Source organism: Listeria goaensis (assembly GCF_900186125.1).
Classification (GTDB): domain Bacteria; phylum Bacillota; class Bacilli; order Lactobacillales; family Listeriaceae; genus Listeria; species Listeria goaensis.
On sequence record NZ_FYBQ01000010.1, the window covers coordinates 1 to 16,704 of the forward strand.

Genomic DNA, 16,704 nt, shown 5'->3' on the forward strand with positions numbered 1-16,704 from the left:
TAAGTATCAGTTAAGTGATAACAAAGCGGCGGCGGTTCTCGCACTGGACAAACAGGCGGATAAAGTGGTGGCCAATTTAGGCACATTGATCGCCCAACTAAAACGCGGGAGCATCGACGTATAGAAGGGGTAGCGAAGAACTCCTGAGAGAATTAAAGTTAACGATTGTACAAGAATATCTAGTTGGAACAGGTGATGTGGATTATGTTGCCGATGAAACAACAAGACGAACCAGACAAATTGGTTGGCAAAGTTTGCTAAAGGAAGCAATCTACCACATGAAAAAGTAGAGTGGGAAAAGCCACTCTACAGAAGTCTAACTTTTGGGAGTTGCAAGATGCCGCAACTCCTTTTTTTATTTCAATTTCAATTTCTGCCCAACATAAATCGTGTTGCTTGTTAGTTTGTTGAGGGACTTCAATTTGGTGACGGAAGTTTTGTTCTTTGAGGCAACACCCCATAACGTGTCACCTTTTTTTACGGTGTAGCTTGCTGTACTTGGTTTTGAACTAGACGGTGTGTTAGCGGATTTTGAAACGATGAGCTTTTGCCCAACTCGTATGGCGTCTGACGGTAGTTTATTCCAAGACTTAATATTTGCGACAGTCGTTTTGTTGGCTGTTGCGATTTTCCAAAGTGTGTCACCTTTTTTAACGGTGTACGTGGCAGTGGTTGAACTTCCGCTTCCGCCGGTATTTGTACTACCTGCGCTCACTTTTAAAACTTGTCCGACACGAATGGTATCGGATTTTAGGCCGTTCCAAGCTTTAAGATTGGCGGGTGTCGTTTTGTATTTTGTAGCAATTCGCCAAAGCGTGTCGCCAGAAACTACTTTGTATGTCGTGGCCGATGTATTGCTGCTACCACTAGGTGTGCCTTGTTTTATGACGAGTTTTTGCCCGATGTGAATGGTGTTGCTCTTTAAGTTGTTTAATGATTTTAAATTCGAGACAGACAATCCGTGGCGCGTAGCTATGCTCCACAAGGTGTCGCCTTTTTTCACAGTATAATAAGTACTGCCGACGATGTTTCCTGAACCTGTTCCGCTTCCGGGTGTGTCGTACTGAGTTAAGTTATAAGTTTTGATCAGGTTGTTTAGTTTGACGGAGTAGCTTGTGTCGGTTGCGTATGTTCCGGTCAGTGCTTGGGTGGCGCCGAGATAAGATGATGTGTTGCTTTTCCAAGCGCCGGCATAGTAGTTCGGGTTCCATGACGGACCGTTTCGGATGACGCGCGCATAGTCCTGCAAAGATTCGTGGTATGACGGATATTTGCGGAAATGAGCGTTAATAGGATAATAATTGCCATTGCCGTCATCTTCTAACGTTTGTTTTAAAACGGATTGTCCGTTGTATGTGCCTTTTATGCCGAATAAATTGTAATTTGGCGCTGAACCGAGGGCGCTTGTTCCGTAGGCGCTTTCTAGAATCGCTTGTGCAATCATGACGGAAGCATACAAGTCATTTGCAGTAGCAATTTGGGAAGCACTTAAACTAATCTGATTGATAAAACTTTGAACCGAAGCTGTGCTTTTTAGTGTCGTTTTTTGAAAGTTACTAAACGTTGCGCCTGAAGAATAACTTACGAGTGGTTTAACGGAAACCGTTTCTTTTCCTCCGGTAGCGGCACGCTGATTTTCTAATGTTTTCGCAGGTGTCTTATCGTTTTGACTGTTGTTTGCGACTTCATCTGCACTCACTACAGTTGAAAACGCAGGGACTAAAGCTGTACTTGCGATAGCTGTAAAGCTTGCAACTTTCGCTCCTGTTTGTAGAGCGCTTTTCTTTTTATTTAACTGTCCGTTTTTGCGGGCAGCTAAAATCCTCTCTTTTCTTGTTTTGTTCAAACATGGTCACTCCTTTTGAGGGAAATCTTCCCGGGCTAGGTACACTAATTTAGTTATCATTATCCCATTTTTCCCTTTCAGTTGCTATTTCAAACAGATTACAGTTCTGTGATTCTGCAGACTATTAGTCAAAAGAGGACACCTCTTGAACAACATTTCATCCTCTGCTATACTTTTGTTAAGTAAGTACTTGCTTTGTGTGCAAGGAAGGAGAAAACAAGTGATTACGAAAGAGTCAATTATGGAGGCAACGCTTAAAATGCTTGCTCAAAATGGCATTAAAGGTTCCACTACGCGCCAACTCGCTGAAGCGGCGGGAATTAATGAGGCGACCATTTTTAAAAAATTTAAAAGCAAAGAAAATTTGATTCATATGACTCTTGAATTCCAATTTGAGATGATGCAAGAGGAAATCAATCGCTTTTTTGAGCGCGATTTTGAAGACAGTCACAGCTTTTTAAAAGAGGCCAGTGAATTTATTCTCACTCTTTATGATAAATACCAAGCGTTTATGGTTATTTCGGTGAAAGAAATGGGCAGTAAGGACATGGAATTCATCAATCCGACCATAATTGAATATTTATATCTAAAAGTTGGGGAGAAAATTAAGCAATTCATGCGCGAAAAAGAGAAATCGGAACAATCGGAAACAATTTCCCTTGTTTTAAACAGTGTGATCTTATTAACGATGGTTGAGCGGGTCAATGATACGATTTATGCGAGACCGCCTAAAATTACGATTAATGCGGAACTTTTAACAAATGTTTTGGATAAATTAATGAAATAGAGGCGAATGGGAATGAGAATAGTGAACAATGGACCGAAAATCACGCGTGAACGTCAGACGGTTACAGCAATGATTGAGCTATATTGCAAGAAAAACCATCATACGCCGTGCTTATGCGATACTTGTCAAGACTTGCAAAATTATGCGATGAAACGTTTGGATTTTTGCCGTTTTGGTGAAGAAAAAGGCACGTGTGAGAAGTGTAGTGTTCATTGCTACCGCGCCGACTATCGCGATAAAATCAAGCAAGTTATGCGCTTTTCAGGTCCGAGAATGCTGTTTCACCACCCAATTTGGGCTGTTCGCCATGTAATTAAGAATATGAGGAGTTAAAAAACGCCAGGTCTCCCTGGCGTTTTTTATAACATCGCTTTATAAAGTGATAAAATGTCCTCTAAACTAGTTTCACGCGGATTTCCGCCAGTGCAGACATCTTTAAGGGCATCTTTTGCAATGGCTTCTAAATCAGTTTCTAGAACGCCGAGTTCGGTGATGTTTTGTGGGATGCCAACTTGTTTGCCGAGTGATTTCACGGCTTCTACGGCTTTTATGCGAACCTCGTCAATTGAGGAAGCTTCAACATTTGGAATGTCCATGACACGGGCAATTTCTCGATATTTTTCCCCCGTAAAGTCTTTGTTGTAGTCCATCACAATCGGAAGAAGTGCGGCGCAGGCAACTCCGTGAGGTACGTTATACCAAGCGCTTAGTGGGTGAGCCATGCCATGAACGAGGCCAAGCCCCACGTTTGAGAAGCCCATTCCAGCCATATATTGACCGAGCGCCATTTTTTCGCGTGCAGCTGAATCACCGTCTACAGAAGCAGGAAGGGCGTGACTAATTATTTCGATGGCTTTTAAGTGCAAGGTGTCGGTTAGCTCCCAAGCCCCTTTTGTAATAAAACCTTCGATGGCGTGGGTTAAAGCGTCCATTCCTGTTGCGGCACAAAGCGCTTTCGGCATGCCCATCATCATGTCGCTGTCAATAAAAGAGCATACAGGGATATCGTGCGGGTCGACGCAAACAAATTTGCGGTTGTTGGCCTCGTCAGTAATCACATAGTTAATCGTCACTTCGGCAGCAGTTCCTGATGTTGTCGGGACAGCCAAAATTGGCAAGCTCGGGTTTTTAGTTCCAGGTTCTCCCTCTAGGCTTAAAATGCCCGCGTGTTCTGGATTTGCGTAAATGATGCCAAGTGCTTTGGCCGCGTCAATTGGGGAACCTCCCCCGAGCGCCAAAATATAGTCAGCGCCAGACGCTTTTAGGGCAGCGACGCCGGCGTTTACGACCGCTAAATTAGGGTTTGGCGTGATGCCATCAAAAACCGTATACGGCAATTGGTGTTCATCCAGAATGTCCGTTATGCGTTTGGCCACACCCGCATCAACTAGGCCGCTATCCGTCACCAAAAAGCCTTTTTGAAATCCACGTTTTTGAACCTCATCCGCAATTTTATAAATCGCACCTTTCCCAAAATACGAAGTTTCATTTAAAATCATGCGGTTTACCATAAAAATCCTCTCCTTTGTTCGAAATATCACAAAAAACAATGCGCGAAAGGGCCGCAACTGGCGACCCGTAACTCGCTAGGCTAAATAAAATACTTCACGTAAATCTTTTGTGACAGGACTGTTATCCTCATTTGTTTTCATTATCTGCGCCATGTATGCCCACCATTTTTTGCAAATTTCAGTGTCCGCGATTTTGTTGTACCGCGAAAGATCACTGACCTCCAGATACGCAAATAAAATGTCGGTGTTTTTGTCCAAAAAAATGGAGTAATTACTTGCCCCGTGCGCTTTTAATGCGGCTTCAAGCTCAGGCCAAAGCTCGTCGTGGCGTTTTTTGTATTCCTCTTGCTTGTCTGGGTACAAATACATGAGTTGTGCAATGCGTTCCATGTGGATTCCTCCTTATATGTTCAAATAACCGGCTTTTGGGGTGACGCCAAAGCGTTCGCCGAGCAAGTGCAATTGTTCATCGGTAATCGTTTGTAAAACGTCGCCTTGTGCGCGGACAATCGTGTAAACTTGCGCGGCTTTTTCTGCGGTTTCAATTAGACCGAATGTTTCGTCCATCGTTTCGCCGGCCCCGTAAATACCGTGATGCGGCCAAACGACGAGGCGAGTTTCCTTCATCTTTTCCGAAGTCGCCGTGCCAATTTCGTTCGTCCCCGGGATAAGCCAAGGAATGATGCCAACACCATCTGGAAAGACGACCAGACATTCTGTACACATTTGCCAAAGTGTTCTGGTGAAGAGGCGTTCATCTAAATTGTGCGTGAAAGTCATCGCCAAAAGATGCGTCGCGTGACAGTGCATGACAACGCGATTATTTGGGTTGACAGCGAGGCGCGCGATATGGCTCATAAAATGAGAAGGAAGTTCGCTTGTTGGCACAGCTCCGTTTTCAAGTCCCCAAAGGAGGTCTACGCTTCTCCCGTCATTTGCAACGCGGATAATACCAATATTTTCGCTAGGCGCTTTTCGCACATTTTTGAAATATTTGCCTGATCCCGTTACTAAAAAATATTTGCCGATTAGAGCACTGCCATCAAAATCCATTGGAATGTTGCGGACAGTTTTGCTAGCATCCAAATAAGGCGCGATTTCTTCCTCGAAAAGCAAGTAACTAATATTTCCGCCGTTTCGTTCATCCCAGCCTAGGCGGTACAAATTGCTTGCCGTTTCGACCATTTCTTCTACAAAAGGGGCAGTTTCAATTTTGTTTACTATTTGATTCACCATTTTTAAGACTCCTATCGTTCTAAAATTGCGTTTCGTTTTAACAGCGTACTTTCTTCGTAATCACGCACGTCCGTAAGCCAGTTAAGCCCAACTGGAACGCCGTTTTGCTCGCAGAAATAATTCCATACATCCCCGTAAGGAAAGTCTTTTAGTTCCTCTGTGAAAACTAAACGCGATGTAAAGTCGTTTGCAAGCTCCATTTTTTTCAAATCAGCGGTCGGTTCAAGGAGTGCTTTTAAAAGTGCTTTTTGGGTGTTGCGAACGCCGACAACCCAGGCAGCGACACGGTTAATCGTCGCATCAAAGAAATCGAGCCCGATATTTGTAATCGGCAATAAGTCATTACGCACAAGCTCACGGCCAATCTCGACAAGCTCATCGTCCATGAGCACAACATGATCGCTATCCCAGCGCACTGGCCGGCTTACATGGAGCATAACCCCTTTGCTGAATAAAGCTAAGGAGGAAAGTTTATTTGAAATGACTTCGGTTGGATGGAAGTGCCCAGCATCTAAACAAATTAATTTATCACGTGTTAAACCGTACCCCATATAAAACTCATGAGAGCCAACTGTATACGCTTCAGCGCCCAAACCGAAAAGTTTGCTTTCCACTGATTCTTGCGTGAAATTTTCATCCAATTTTTCCGCAAAAACTTCATCAAGTGCCTCCATTAGGCGTTTCCGAGGTGTCAGACGGTCAATTGGATTGTCTTTCATACCATCTGGAACCCAGAAATTGTTAATGCTCGTTTGCCCTAATTCGCGCCCGAAATATTCCGAGATTTTCCGTGAACGTTTCCCGTGCTCAATCCAAAAATCGCGAACCGTTTGATCAGGAGAAGCAAGCGTATAATTGTCTTTAAACATCGGATGCGAAAAGAAAGTCGGATTGAAGTCGAGTCCAAGCCCGTGTTCCTTCGCCCAGTTCACCCAACCTTCAAAATGTTTTGGCTCAATCTCATCTAAATCCACTTTTTCATCCGTATCCACGTACATCGCGTGCAAATTCACTTTATGTTTCCCGGGAATTAACGAAAAAGCCTTCTCTAAATCAGCGCGGAGCTCATTCGGCGTTGTCGCCACACCAGGGTAGTTGCCCGTTGCCATAATGCCGCCAGTCAGTTCGCCGCCAGGATTTAAAAACCCTTTCACATCGTCGCCTTGCCAGCAGTGCATCGAGATTTTGATTTCTTGCAGCTTCCGAAGAGCCGCCTCCGTATCTACACCAATCGCCGCATAACGGCTTTTTGCGCTCTCATAACGTTTTTCTACTTCACTCATTGATTTTCCCTCCTAAAATTAAATCGCTCGTTTTTGGAACATATTTTTTTATATGAAAAGAAGAACGAACGATGTTTCTTGCGTGAGACATATTTTTTAAGACGCCTTTTGTTATCATTTGCACGCATAAGTTCCCGGTGGCCGTCGCCTCGCTTGGTCCAGCGTAAACGGGAATGCCCGCAAGATCAGCTGTCAATTGGTTCAAAATGGCAACATTACTGCCTCCGCCAACAATGTGGAGCGACTGAACTTGTTCGCCGGTAATTTCAGCTAGCGTCTTTAGTGCGTCCCGGTAACAAATGGCGAGGCTCGAATAAACACAGTTTGTCAGCTCCCCAATTGACTCCGGCACCGGCTGCCCATTTTCCCGACAATAATTTTGAATTTCTACAATCATATTTTCCGGATTGTTAAAACGGGCGTCGTTCACATCAATAACGCTCGTAAAATACGGATAACGATTTGCTTCCTCAGCCATCTCCGCAAACGAAATCGAATGCCCCGCCTGACGAGCAATTTCCTGCACAATCCAAAGTCCCATAATATTTTTCAAAAAGCGATACGTCCCGTATGCGCCCCATTCATTCGTATAATTTTCCTGAAAGGCGCGGTCGCTTGTAATGGGCGCAGATAATTCCGTGCCAAGGAGTGACCATGTTCCACTACTTAAAAAGGCGGAATTACTACCAGTAAGCGGCGTTCCAACGACTGCTGAAGCGGTATCATGCGTCGCCACTGTAATGACCTCGCAAGTTGGAATGTCGAATTCGTCGTACCATTTTGGAAGCAATTCGCCAAGCGTCGTTCCCGCATCCGTCAATTTGGCAAACTTGTTCGGGTCGATATTTAAGTGGGCGAGAAGCTCAGCGTCAAACAATTGTTCCCGCAAATTAAGCATTTGTGTTGTAGACGAATTCGTCGTTTCAGCGACCATTTTACCCGTTAATACGTAGCCAATATAATCAGGGATGAGCAAAATTTTGTCTGCCTTCTTAATTTGGTTTTTGTCCTCCGCGTACAATTGGTAGAGTGTATTTAATTCCAAAAACTGAATCCCGGTTTTTTTGTAAATAAAGTCTTTTGGGTAAAGCGCGGTCATTTCGGTCATTTTATCCTCGGTCCGTTTGTCGCGATAACTAATCGGATCGGCCAGTTTCTGCCCTTCCTCTGAAATCAAAACATAGTCGACGCCCCACGTGTCAATGCCAAGGCTACACTCTGCGATGCCTTCTTGTTTTAATTTCGTAAGCCCGGCGAAAATTTCGCGAATCAATTGGTCGATTTCCCACCGGTCATGGCCATCTCGGAACGTAAAACCATTTTTAAATCTGTGCACCTCCCGTAAAACGAGTTTATCTTGCGCGATTTCTCCCAAAATAAGCCGCCCGCTCGATGCCCCAATATCAACTGCTACATAGTGTTTCACATCAATCACTTTCCTTTGCAAGAGTTGCTTTCACTTCTTTTTTGTTTAAAGCGCCGTAACGTTCCTCCGTGATATCATCAAGTGTCCGCCCGCGAGTATTTGGTGTCCAAATGATGCCAATGAATAGCGAAATAGCGAGTAAAACAATCATGATAGTTCCTGCTACAGTGAAACCAAGGTTGGTGAGAATAACTGGGAAAATAATCGACCAAATGCCGGCGCTTCCGCGAACGATAAAGAACATAATGCCTTGGACTCCGCCGCGGTACTGCGTCGGGAAGAGTTCGGTTGACCAAAGTGCATAAAAAGCTTGCGCCCCGATGCCTGCTGAAATTCCCCAAAGGATAACGAACGTCCAAAGACCAACCCAAGACATGCCAACATAAGTAAGTACAACCCATGAGGCAACTGCCATTGCGGCTCCGACGAAAAATAACCATCTGTGACTGACACGGTCGCCAAATTTGGCAAATCCGAAATAAGTAGCTGCGGCTGTTAGAATCCATAAAACAGCTTGAAGTAAGTTTGCTTGCGTATTTGTAAGTCCGCCAACCGTTTCATAAACAAATGGCATGAAAAAGCCCATTGCGCCAGCAACCAAGTTCCAAAACATGTAAACGCCAACTAAAAATAAAATCGATTTAATGTTTATCATATTTGAAAAAGCGTGTTTGAATGGATGCGACTGTTTTGTGCCCGCCGCTTTTAATTTTGCTTGCTCCGCTTCCCAGTCTTTCGATTCATCTAAACGGCGTTGCAGCGACCAAGCTACAATAGCTACAATAAGTAGTGATAAAAATAGTAAGCGGTTTCCAAAAAGCCCAAGTGGTGAAACTAAAATACCAAGTGTAAAGATAATCGCTGGGCCACATGACCAAGCAAATTGTGAAATGCCGATATTTCTAGCTCTAATTTTCGGGTTTGCCATTTCAGAAATATACGTCCACGAAGCGGGAACGCCTGCCCCAACAGACAATCCAGTAACTAAAAATCCAAGCAATAGCATCGTAAAGTTCATCGCAAACATAATGATTGCAACACCTAAAATGTAAACCAGCATATTGTATGTGTAAATGAATTTCCGACCATATTTATCGGCCAAATGACCGCCAATTAACGCTCCAAAAGCAGAACCAAACGCATTCGCACTCACCGCACCTAGTAATCCTACAGCAAAACTATCTAAACCAAATTCGCTGGCCCATAAAGTTAAGCCACTTGCACCTGCAACAATACAACCTGAGTCTAAGTAATTTGTTAAGGATACCGCGATGGTTCCTTTTTTGCTCTCCTTTGCAACTGTACTCATAATTAACCCTCCTACGTATTTTTGTTAAGCGCTTACTTATAATATATTCTTGAATGATTGCGTTTACAATAACGTAGGATTATAATAATAGTATCAAATATACAGGTGGTGAGCATCGTGGATGAGGTCATTAAATCAAGGTTATACCGCATGAACAGTAAAGAAAAGGTTCAAAAAGAAACAGGCGATTTCATCATGGATTACCCGAAAAAATCGTTTTCTGAAAAAGATGGCAATATGAATTTGCTAAATGAATACTTTTTTCGAAATAAAGACATTTACATCAGTAAACATAACCGCTTTGCCGATTATCCGAACCACTCTCATCAATTTTTAGAGCTCAATTATATGCTCCGCGGACAGTGTCATCAAACGATTGAAGGAAAACCCGAAGTTTTAAACAAAGGGGAACTTCTGCTACTCGACAGTGGTTGCCATCACTCAATCGGAGCGATGGGCGAGGAGGATATTTTGATCAACATTCTTTTTCGGGATAAAAATATTAACCTAGAATGGCTGACCGGAATAAAGAAGAAAAACAGTCTCGTGTATGATTTTTTGTTAAACTCCAGCGTTTCTGGCAACCGTATGAAAAAATATATTATCTTCAAAAGCGCCAATATCCCGCACATCCAGCAAATTTTAGATCAAATTATAACCGAATATTTTCGTGATGAAGAATTTTCAACCAAAATTATCACACTATACTTGCCGATTTTATTTACCGAGCTCGTCCGCAAATGTGATACTTACTTGTCGGATGAGGTGCGCAGTTTGCACTCGGAAACGGACAACGTAGCGCTTAATACGCTACACTTAATTGAAAAAGAATACCGTGATATAACGCTTACAACAGCTGCTGATACGCTCGGCTACAATAAAAATTATTTAAGCAATGTCATTAAAAAGAAAACAGGCCAAACATTCACCGAACTTGTTAACAAACAAAAAATTTTCGCCGCCAATTTATTAATCGAAACAACGAACATCCCCATTAACGCTATTATCGAACAAGTCGGCTTCCAAAACAAAACACATTTTTACTCGCTCTACAAAATAAAATATGAAGCGCTCCCGTTAGAAAGGCGAAAAAAGAAAGTATCTCCGTGATACTTTCTTTTTTTGAAAAGCTATTGACAAACAAAATGCAAGCGATTACAATGAAGTTGGTATTAAAAATATATTTAGCTGTATCTTTTTAGGAGGTGTCGCCATGGAGTACAAAGACATATCGCCGGCTATTCAAAGCGAGGAGCAGTTGCGGTTTCTTGTGCAAGAAAAAACAGCTAGTGGTGAAATCGATATGCCATCGGAACGCGCGCTTGAAACAGAGCTAGGCGTAAGCCGGACAACGCTCAGGCGGACGCTTGATACGCTTGAAAAAGAGGCCATCGTGCAAAAAAGAAATCGCAAAGGCATGGTCATCAACACGAAACAAACCATTAATATTTTGAAAATGAATTCAATGAGTAGCCAGCTCCCCGGTGAGCAAATCATTACAGTGGTTTCAAATGAAGTAGCGAACGGGGTTCCTGAAGTCAACCAATTTCTTGGACTCGATTTAAATCAGCCGGTTTTCAAATTAATTCGTTTGCGGGAGGTTTCTGGAAGGCCGTTCTCTTTCGAAATATCGTACGTAGACATTCGGCGATTTGCGGGTATTGCGGCAATCGATTTTAACAATAGATCGCTCTACCATGTTTTAGAAAAGGAATTTAAAACGCGGCCAACCTACGGGCGAGAAGAGTTGCGCTTTGTGTCGGCGGACGAGGAGCTTTCAGATAGCTTGAAAGTCCCGCTTGAAACGCCGCTTTTCGAGGTTGTGAGTAAGGCGTTCGACCAAAATGATGAGCCAGTGGAATATAGTAAACAGTATCTTATTGGTAATCAAATTAAATATAAAATCAACGCGAAACATATTTTTGATTACTTGGAGGATGAGTGAAGATGGGCGTAAAACAGCCACTTTTTGAGAAAATCGCGCAAGAAATAAAAGAAAAAATTAATCGCGATGAATATAAAGCGGGAATGCTAATGCCAAATGAAACGGAATTGCAGGACATTTTTTCGAGTAGCCGAACTACGATTCGCCGCGCGGTGGATTTACTTGTAAATGAAGGGCTTGTTATGCGAAAAAATGGTGTCGGACTTTATGTGCAGCCAAAATTAACCGCGCAAAACATTCTAGAGATGACAGGTGTTATGAAAAATAACACCAATGAGGACTCGAAAAAGGAAATAAAAGACTTTTATGTGCGTAAAGCAGGGAAGTTTTATGCGGCAAAATTAGGCGTTAAGGAAAATGAGCTTATTTATTACATTAAATTTACTCAAAAAAATGAGCGCGCAACAACGCTAGACATACTTGTTTTACCAATGCGTTTATATCCTAATTTACAAGCGAATGATTTTCAAATTATTAATGTCATAGAGCTTGTCAATTCAGGTAAATATAAATTGTTTGAGCTTGAGCAGGAACTTCAACTTATTTTAGCCGGTAATGAGCAAATAAAATCAATGCATGTGCAAGAAAATGCCCCCGTATTCAAATTAAGTAGCCTGTTTTTTGCAGAAAACGGAGTGCCCATTGCCATTCAAAATCGTTATGAAGATGCCCAGTCAACCAAATATGTAGTCGATTTTAACTAAGGAGGAAGAAAAAATGATTCAATTTCTACGAGTGGATCACCGCTTGCTTCATGGACAAGTAGCGGTATCCTGGTTTAATGCACTAGACGTAAACACGATATTGGTCGCCAATGATAGCGTTGCCGCAGATGATTTTCGAAAATCTGCCATTCGTTTGGCTAAACCTGAAGCGGCGAAGTTAGTAATGAAGAGTATAGAAGAGAGTGTCCAAGCTATTAATTCCGGAGTCACAGACAAGTATAACTTGCTCATTGTAGTGGAATCGGTTGAAGACGCTTACAAACTAATCGAAGGCACAAATGGCAAAATTCCAATGTTGAATTTAGGTGGAACGAAGCAGCGAGAAGGCACGACCAATTTTTCTAAGGCGGTAAATCTGACGGCGAACGAAGTTGAGCGCTTGAACGATTTGAAAAAACGGAATATTGACATTTTTATCCAACAAGTACCGAACGAAAAGAAAGTCACTTTTGAGGCATAAACTTAGAAAGAAGGGCTAAATTATGGAAAATATTGTAACAGCAATTTTGTTGGCACTGGTTGCAATGCTTGCAAATGGAGAATACTTATTTGGTTCATCCATGCTATCAAGGCCACTTGTAACATGTACGCTCGCAGGTCTTATTATGGGGGATGTTCAGATGGGCATCATTATGGGAGCCACTTTAGAATTAGCGTTTGTTGGTTCCTTTTCCATCGGTGCGTCGATTCCGCCGGAGATTATTTCAGGCAGCATCTTAGGAACTGCTTTTGCGATAGCGACTGGGGAAAGCACAGCGGTAGCATTAGCGCTGGGGATTCCAATCGCTTCCCTTGTTTTAGTCGTAAAAAATCTCTGTTTTATCTTTGTTCTACCTTATTTTGTGCATAAAGCTGACCGCTATGCTTTGGAGGGGAATTCCAGTGGGATAAGTCGAATGCAGCTTCTGGGAGGCTTCTTATCCATTAACTTGCCGATAGGGATTATCGTCGCGGTTTCTTACCTTGTCGGGAGCCCTGTTATTCAAACGGTTCTTGATGCTATTCCGCAATTTGTTATTACGGGTCTAGGGATTGCGACAGGACTTCTTCCAGCTTACGGTTTCGCGTTACTACTTAAACTAATGATTAATAAAAAGAATGCGGTATTCTTTGTTTTCGGTTTTGCTTTAGCCGTTTATTTAAAAGTACCTGTTACTGGTGTTGCCATTTTTGCCGCTTGTTTAGCGCTAATTTTAACTGGCTATGCGACACTCAAAAATGATAATTCGCCAAAAAATGACCAGACAAAACCAGCTCTTGCAAATGATGGGGGGATTAACTATGAAGATGAAGAATTCTGATGTACTCACTAAAAAAGATTTGATGAAAGTTTTCTGGCGCTCATTCACAATGGAATGGTCGTGGAACTATGAGCGGCAATCAAATCTCGGTTACGGATTTTCAATGTTACCAGCACTAAATAAGATTTTTAAAAATGACAAAGATCAAAAAATCGCTTCTTATCAAAGGCATTTAGAGTTTTATAACGTCACACCGTGGCTCTCTACATTTCCGCTAGGGATTTCAATCGCGATGGAGGAACAAGCTGCCAAAGAAAAAGATTTTGACACAGACTCCATTAATAATATTAAAGTGGCGCTCATGGGCCCATTAAGCGGAATTGGCGACTCGTTCTTTTGGGGAACATTACGCGTTATTGCAACGGGAATCGGGACTTCACTTGCCCTGCAGGGAAATATTTTAGGCCCCATTCTGTTCCTTCTTATTTTCAATATTCCAGCTATTCTGACTCGTTATTACGGTTTGTTTGTCGGCTATAATATTGGAGCTAACTTTATTGAGAAAATCCAAAAGACAGGTTTAATGGATAAATTATCTTACGGCGCGTCCATTATTGGGTTAGGTGTTGTTGGCGCGATGGTAGCCACCATGGTAAGCATAAATATGCCGTTTAAATTCGGTACGGGAAAAGAAGCCGTCAGTATTCAAAGTATTTTTGATGGCATTGTTCCAGGGATTCTAGTGCTTGGCTTCACGTTCTTCATCTTTTGGCTAGATAAAAAAGGACTTAAAGCGCATTGGATACTCCTTTTAATCGCAGGAATTGGAATTTTAGGAGCCTTTACAGGATTATTAAAATAAAGCGGGTGAAAAAATGAAAAATATGGAACATTATATTCATGCAGAACCAGAAATATATACAAATATTATGCGAAATCGCAAACAAATTTTAGCAGAAATCATTCAAATGGAGCATAAAACGTATCATTCCATCGTCATTTTTGCTACAGGATCAAGTTCGAATGCGGCTTTCGGGGCACAACTTTATATGAGCGCGAAACTAGGTATACCCGTTTATATAGAAGAGCCGTCTATTTCTGGAAATTACATGCTTCATTTGGATAAAAATACGTTATATGTGGCGATTTCGCAAGGCGGCCATAGTTATTCTACCATCCATCTTGTGGAAGAAATTCAAAAACGAGGCGGTACAATTTTTACGGTGACAAGTGATGTGACTAGTCCAATCGCAAAAGCGGCTGAGCACGTCATTGAAATGGGCATGGGCATTGAAGAAATGCCATATGTGACGGCAGGCTACAGCGCGACGATTCTCATCTTGAATTTACTGGCGCTTGAAATGGCATTAGCAACTGGAAAAGTAACGACCGAACAATATGAATTTGATTTGGCTGAAATGCAAAAAATCGCTACCAAATTGCCAGCGCTTATCACGAAAGCGATCAAATGGGTAGACGAACGCACGCCTGAATGGTTAAAGGCGAACCGAATTTTCTTTATTGGCTACGGAAGCACGTATGGTGTAGCGCGCGAAGGAGAAACAAAAGTAACCGAAACCATTCGAATTACGGCGTTTGGCAAAGAGTTAGAAGAATACATGCACGGACCATATATTGGTTTATCTGCAGATGATTATGTGATTTTCTTGGAACCGGAAGGGATACTTTTGGAACGCGCGGATAAATTGAAGGAGTTTTTGCACGGACATGTTTCGCGTGTAGAGACCATTTATGCGAATGGGGACAAAGCGAAACATGGAGATTTAGCGCTGGACATTCAAACAGAGGAACTACTCGCCTCGCTATTTATGACGGTGCCTGTTCATCTGCTCGCGTTTAAAGTGTCGCAGGAAAAGGGCATCAATTTGGAAAAATCCGCATTCCCGGAATTTGACACAATTACAAAATCGAAAATTTGAAGAGAAAGGCAGGACTAGCAATGCTAAAATTTGACGAAGGAAAAGTATTAAAAAATATGGAGGGGGCGTTAAAATTACGTCCGCAAATTAATGAGGTTATTGATCATGTCTTTAACCGAGGCTTTAGTAACATATGCTGGTTAGGTATTGGAGGCACTTACGCGTCAGCTATGCAGGCGGTTGTGCACATGAAAGAGAGAACGGAGCTTGAAACTTTTTATGAAAACGCCGCCGTGTTTCTAACGACAGGGAATAAGCGAGTGACGAAAGATACGTTTGTTGTGGTTTCATCGGTCACAGGTAGCACAGAAGAGGTTGTGCAAGCCGTCAAAAAGTGTAACGCGCTTGGCGCAACGGTTCTTGGTTTCATTGATAAAGCCGATGCGGAACTAGCTTCGCTTGTTGACCATTTAATTTCCTATCCGCTAAACGAACAATTGAAATTCTTCATGGTGGGGGACCGCTTTATGCATTTGGCTGGCGAGTTTGCCGAGTATGACGAGTTTTATAATGAAATGGATCAACATTTTGCAAAAGGCATTGTTGAAATTGAAAAATCCGCCGACGCATTTGGGCGTGAATTTGCCGAAAAACACCATCGCGATGACATTCATTATTTTGTAGGCGCCGGGAACCAGTGGGGCGCAACGTATTCCTACGCCATGTGTTACTGGGAAGAGCAGCACTGGATTAAAACGAAATCAATTGAGGCGCATGAATTTTTCCACGGCATGTTTGAAATTGTTGAGCGTGATACACCAGTAACGATTTATGTAACCGAAGATAGCCAGCGCGCATTAAGTGAACGAGTCGCCCGTTTTATTCCACAAATTTGCGGCAACTATACAATCATCGATGCAAAAGACTACGCTTTGCCTGGCATTTCAGAAAAATTCAGAGGCATCTTATCCCCGTTCATCATTCATGCTGTAAACAACCGAATTGATGTGCATATCGAGCGTTTAAATCGCCATCCAATGGAAATCAGACGCTACTATCGTCAATTAGACTATTAAAAAGGCGGTTTTGAAAATGACAGCAATTTTTGTTTGCACGCACGGGAATGCCGCAGAAGAATTAATTCGCTCAGCGGAAATGATTTGCGGCACGCAGAAAAATACCAGTTTTGTCCCATTCGAAGTGGGAGAAACGCCTGAAAACCTACAAAGCAAAATCATGCAGGAAATCAGCAATTTAAATGTAGAAGAAGGCGTTTTATTCCTCACTGATTTAAAAGGAGGCACCCCCTTTAATGTGCTAGTCACGCTTCTTCTGAATTTTAGTCAGACAGAGCTTGTAACGGGCGTGAATATACCGCTACTGCTAGAAGCATTTATAAACCGAGAGAGCTTACCGCTAAACGTGTTAGCGAATCAAATTATTGAAGCGGGAAAACAAGGTGTTTATCAATATGTGGCGCCGGTCGATCAAATGGAAGATGATTTTTAAGTTCGA

The 16,704-nt window shown here is 42.5% G+C and carries 18 protein-coding genes; 11 read left to right on the forward strand and 7 right to left on the reverse strand.

The window, feature by feature from the left end; genetic code table 11:
• Positions 1 to 355 precede the first annotated feature (355 nt).
• The gene (locus CFT42_RS11015) at positions 356 to 1,822 is read right to left on the reverse strand and encodes a LysM peptidoglycan-binding domain-containing protein (RefSeq protein ID WP_425268597.1); all 1,467 of its coding nucleotides are present in this window, start codon (positions 1,820 to 1,822) and stop codon (positions 356 to 358) included.
• A 244-nt stretch (positions 1,823 to 2,066) separates the two neighbouring features.
• Here CFT42_RS11015 and CFT42_RS11020 point away from each other — a divergent pair, with 244 nt between their 5' ends.
• Positions 2,067 to 2,633, forward strand: coding sequence for a TetR/AcrR family transcriptional regulator (locus CFT42_RS11020; protein WP_088816141.1), 567 nt, complete (start codon positions 2,067 to 2,069; stop codon positions 2,631 to 2,633).
• A 12-nt stretch (positions 2,634 to 2,645) separates the two neighbouring features.
• Positions 2,646 to 2,966, forward strand: coding sequence for a nitrous oxide-stimulated promoter family protein (locus CFT42_RS11025; RefSeq protein ID WP_208611159.1), 321 nt, complete (start codon positions 2,646 to 2,648; stop codon positions 2,964 to 2,966).
• Between the two features lie 26 nt (positions 2,967 to 2,992).
• Here the strand turns inward: CFT42_RS11025 and fucO are convergent, their stop codons facing one another.
• The 6 genes from fucO to CFT42_RS11055 all read right to left on the reverse strand — a co-directional run bounded on the left by fucO (position 2,993) and on the right by CFT42_RS11055 (position 9,398).
• The gene (fucO, locus tag CFT42_RS11030) at positions 2,993 to 4,144 is read right to left on the reverse strand and encodes a lactaldehyde reductase (RefSeq protein ID WP_088816143.1); all 1,152 of its coding nucleotides are present in this window, start codon (positions 4,142 to 4,144) and stop codon (positions 2,993 to 2,995) included.
• A 75-nt stretch (positions 4,145 to 4,219) separates the two neighbouring features.
• Positions 4,220 to 4,534 (reverse strand): L-rhamnose mutarotase, encoded by a 315-nt coding sequence (gene rhaM / locus CFT42_RS11035; protein ID WP_088810628.1) that lies wholly within the window; start codon positions 4,532 to 4,534, stop codon positions 4,220 to 4,222.
• Between the two features lie 12 nt (positions 4,535 to 4,546).
• A complete protein-coding gene (rhaD, locus tag CFT42_RS11040; RefSeq protein WP_088810629.1) occupies positions 4,547 to 5,380 on the reverse strand; it encodes a rhamnulose-1-phosphate aldolase in 834 nt (277 codons plus the stop codon).
• 11 nt (positions 5,381 to 5,391) lie between these two features.
• Positions 5,392 to 6,663 (reverse strand): L-rhamnose isomerase, encoded by a 1,272-nt coding sequence (rhaA, locus tag CFT42_RS11045; RefSeq protein ID WP_088810630.1) that lies wholly within the window; start codon positions 6,661 to 6,663, stop codon positions 5,392 to 5,394.
• Positions 6,656 to 8,089, reverse strand: a complete 1,434-nt coding sequence (gene rhaB / locus CFT42_RS11050; protein ID WP_088810631.1) for a rhamnulokinase — start codon at positions 8,087 to 8,089, stop codon at positions 6,656 to 6,658. The genes rhaA and rhaB overlap by 8 nt, the downstream gene beginning before the upstream one ends.
• 1 nt (position 8,090) lies before the next feature.
• Positions 8,091 to 9,398, reverse strand: coding sequence for an MFS transporter (locus CFT42_RS11055; RefSeq protein ID WP_088816144.1), 1,308 nt, complete (start codon positions 9,396 to 9,398; stop codon positions 8,091 to 8,093).
• Between the two features lie 150 nt (positions 9,399 to 9,548).
• Here CFT42_RS11055 and CFT42_RS11060 point away from each other — a divergent pair, with 150 nt between their 5' ends.
• The 9 genes from CFT42_RS11060 to CFT42_RS11100 all read left to right on the forward strand — a co-directional run bounded on the left by CFT42_RS11060 (position 9,549) and on the right by CFT42_RS11100 (position 16,698).
• Complete coding sequence (locus tag CFT42_RS11060) at positions 9,549 to 10,508, forward strand: AraC family transcriptional regulator (RefSeq protein ID WP_240310402.1); 960 nt, start codon at positions 9,549 to 9,551, stop codon at positions 10,506 to 10,508.
• A 103-nt stretch (positions 10,509 to 10,611) separates the two neighbouring features.
• Entirely contained in the window at positions 10,612 to 11,343 is a 732-nt protein-coding gene (locus CFT42_RS11065) for a GntR family transcriptional regulator (RefSeq protein WP_088810634.1), read from the forward strand.
• Between the two features lie 2 nt (positions 11,344 to 11,345).
• Complete coding sequence (locus tag CFT42_RS11070) at positions 11,346 to 12,047, forward strand: GntR family transcriptional regulator (protein WP_088816146.1); 702 nt, start codon at positions 11,346 to 11,348, stop codon at positions 12,045 to 12,047.
• 13 nt (positions 12,048 to 12,060) lie between these two features.
• Entirely contained in the window at positions 12,061 to 12,528 is a 468-nt protein-coding gene (locus CFT42_RS11075; RefSeq protein ID WP_088810636.1) for a PTS sugar transporter subunit IIB, read from the forward strand.
• A 22-nt stretch (positions 12,529 to 12,550) separates the two neighbouring features.
• Positions 12,551 to 13,369 (forward strand): PTS mannose/fructose/sorbose/N-acetylgalactosamine transporter subunit IIC, encoded by an 819-nt coding sequence (locus CFT42_RS11080; RefSeq protein WP_088816147.1) that lies wholly within the window; start codon positions 12,551 to 12,553, stop codon positions 13,367 to 13,369.
• A complete protein-coding gene (locus CFT42_RS11085) occupies positions 13,350 to 14,171 on the forward strand; it encodes a PTS system mannose/fructose/sorbose family transporter subunit IID (RefSeq protein ID WP_088816148.1) in 822 nt (273 codons plus the stop codon). The genes CFT42_RS11080 and CFT42_RS11085 overlap by 20 nt, the downstream gene beginning before the upstream one ends.
• A gap of 13 nt (positions 14,172 to 14,184) precedes the next feature.
• A complete protein-coding gene (locus CFT42_RS11090; RefSeq protein WP_088816149.1) occupies positions 14,185 to 15,249 on the forward strand; it encodes an SIS domain-containing protein in 1,065 nt (354 codons plus the stop codon).
• A 20-nt stretch (positions 15,250 to 15,269) separates the two neighbouring features.
• Positions 15,270 to 16,265 carry an SIS domain-containing protein gene (locus CFT42_RS11095; RefSeq protein WP_088810640.1) on the forward strand — a complete coding sequence of 332 codons (996 nt, stop codon included), beginning with the start codon at positions 15,270 to 15,272 and terminating at the stop codon, positions 16,263 to 16,265.
• A gap of 16 nt (positions 16,266 to 16,281) precedes the next feature.
• Positions 16,282 to 16,698: a PTS sugar transporter subunit IIA gene (locus CFT42_RS11100; protein WP_088810641.1), complete on the forward strand. Its 417-nt coding sequence runs from the start codon at positions 16,282 to 16,284 to the stop codon at positions 16,696 to 16,698.
• Positions 16,699 to 16,704: the final 6 nt, after the last annotated feature.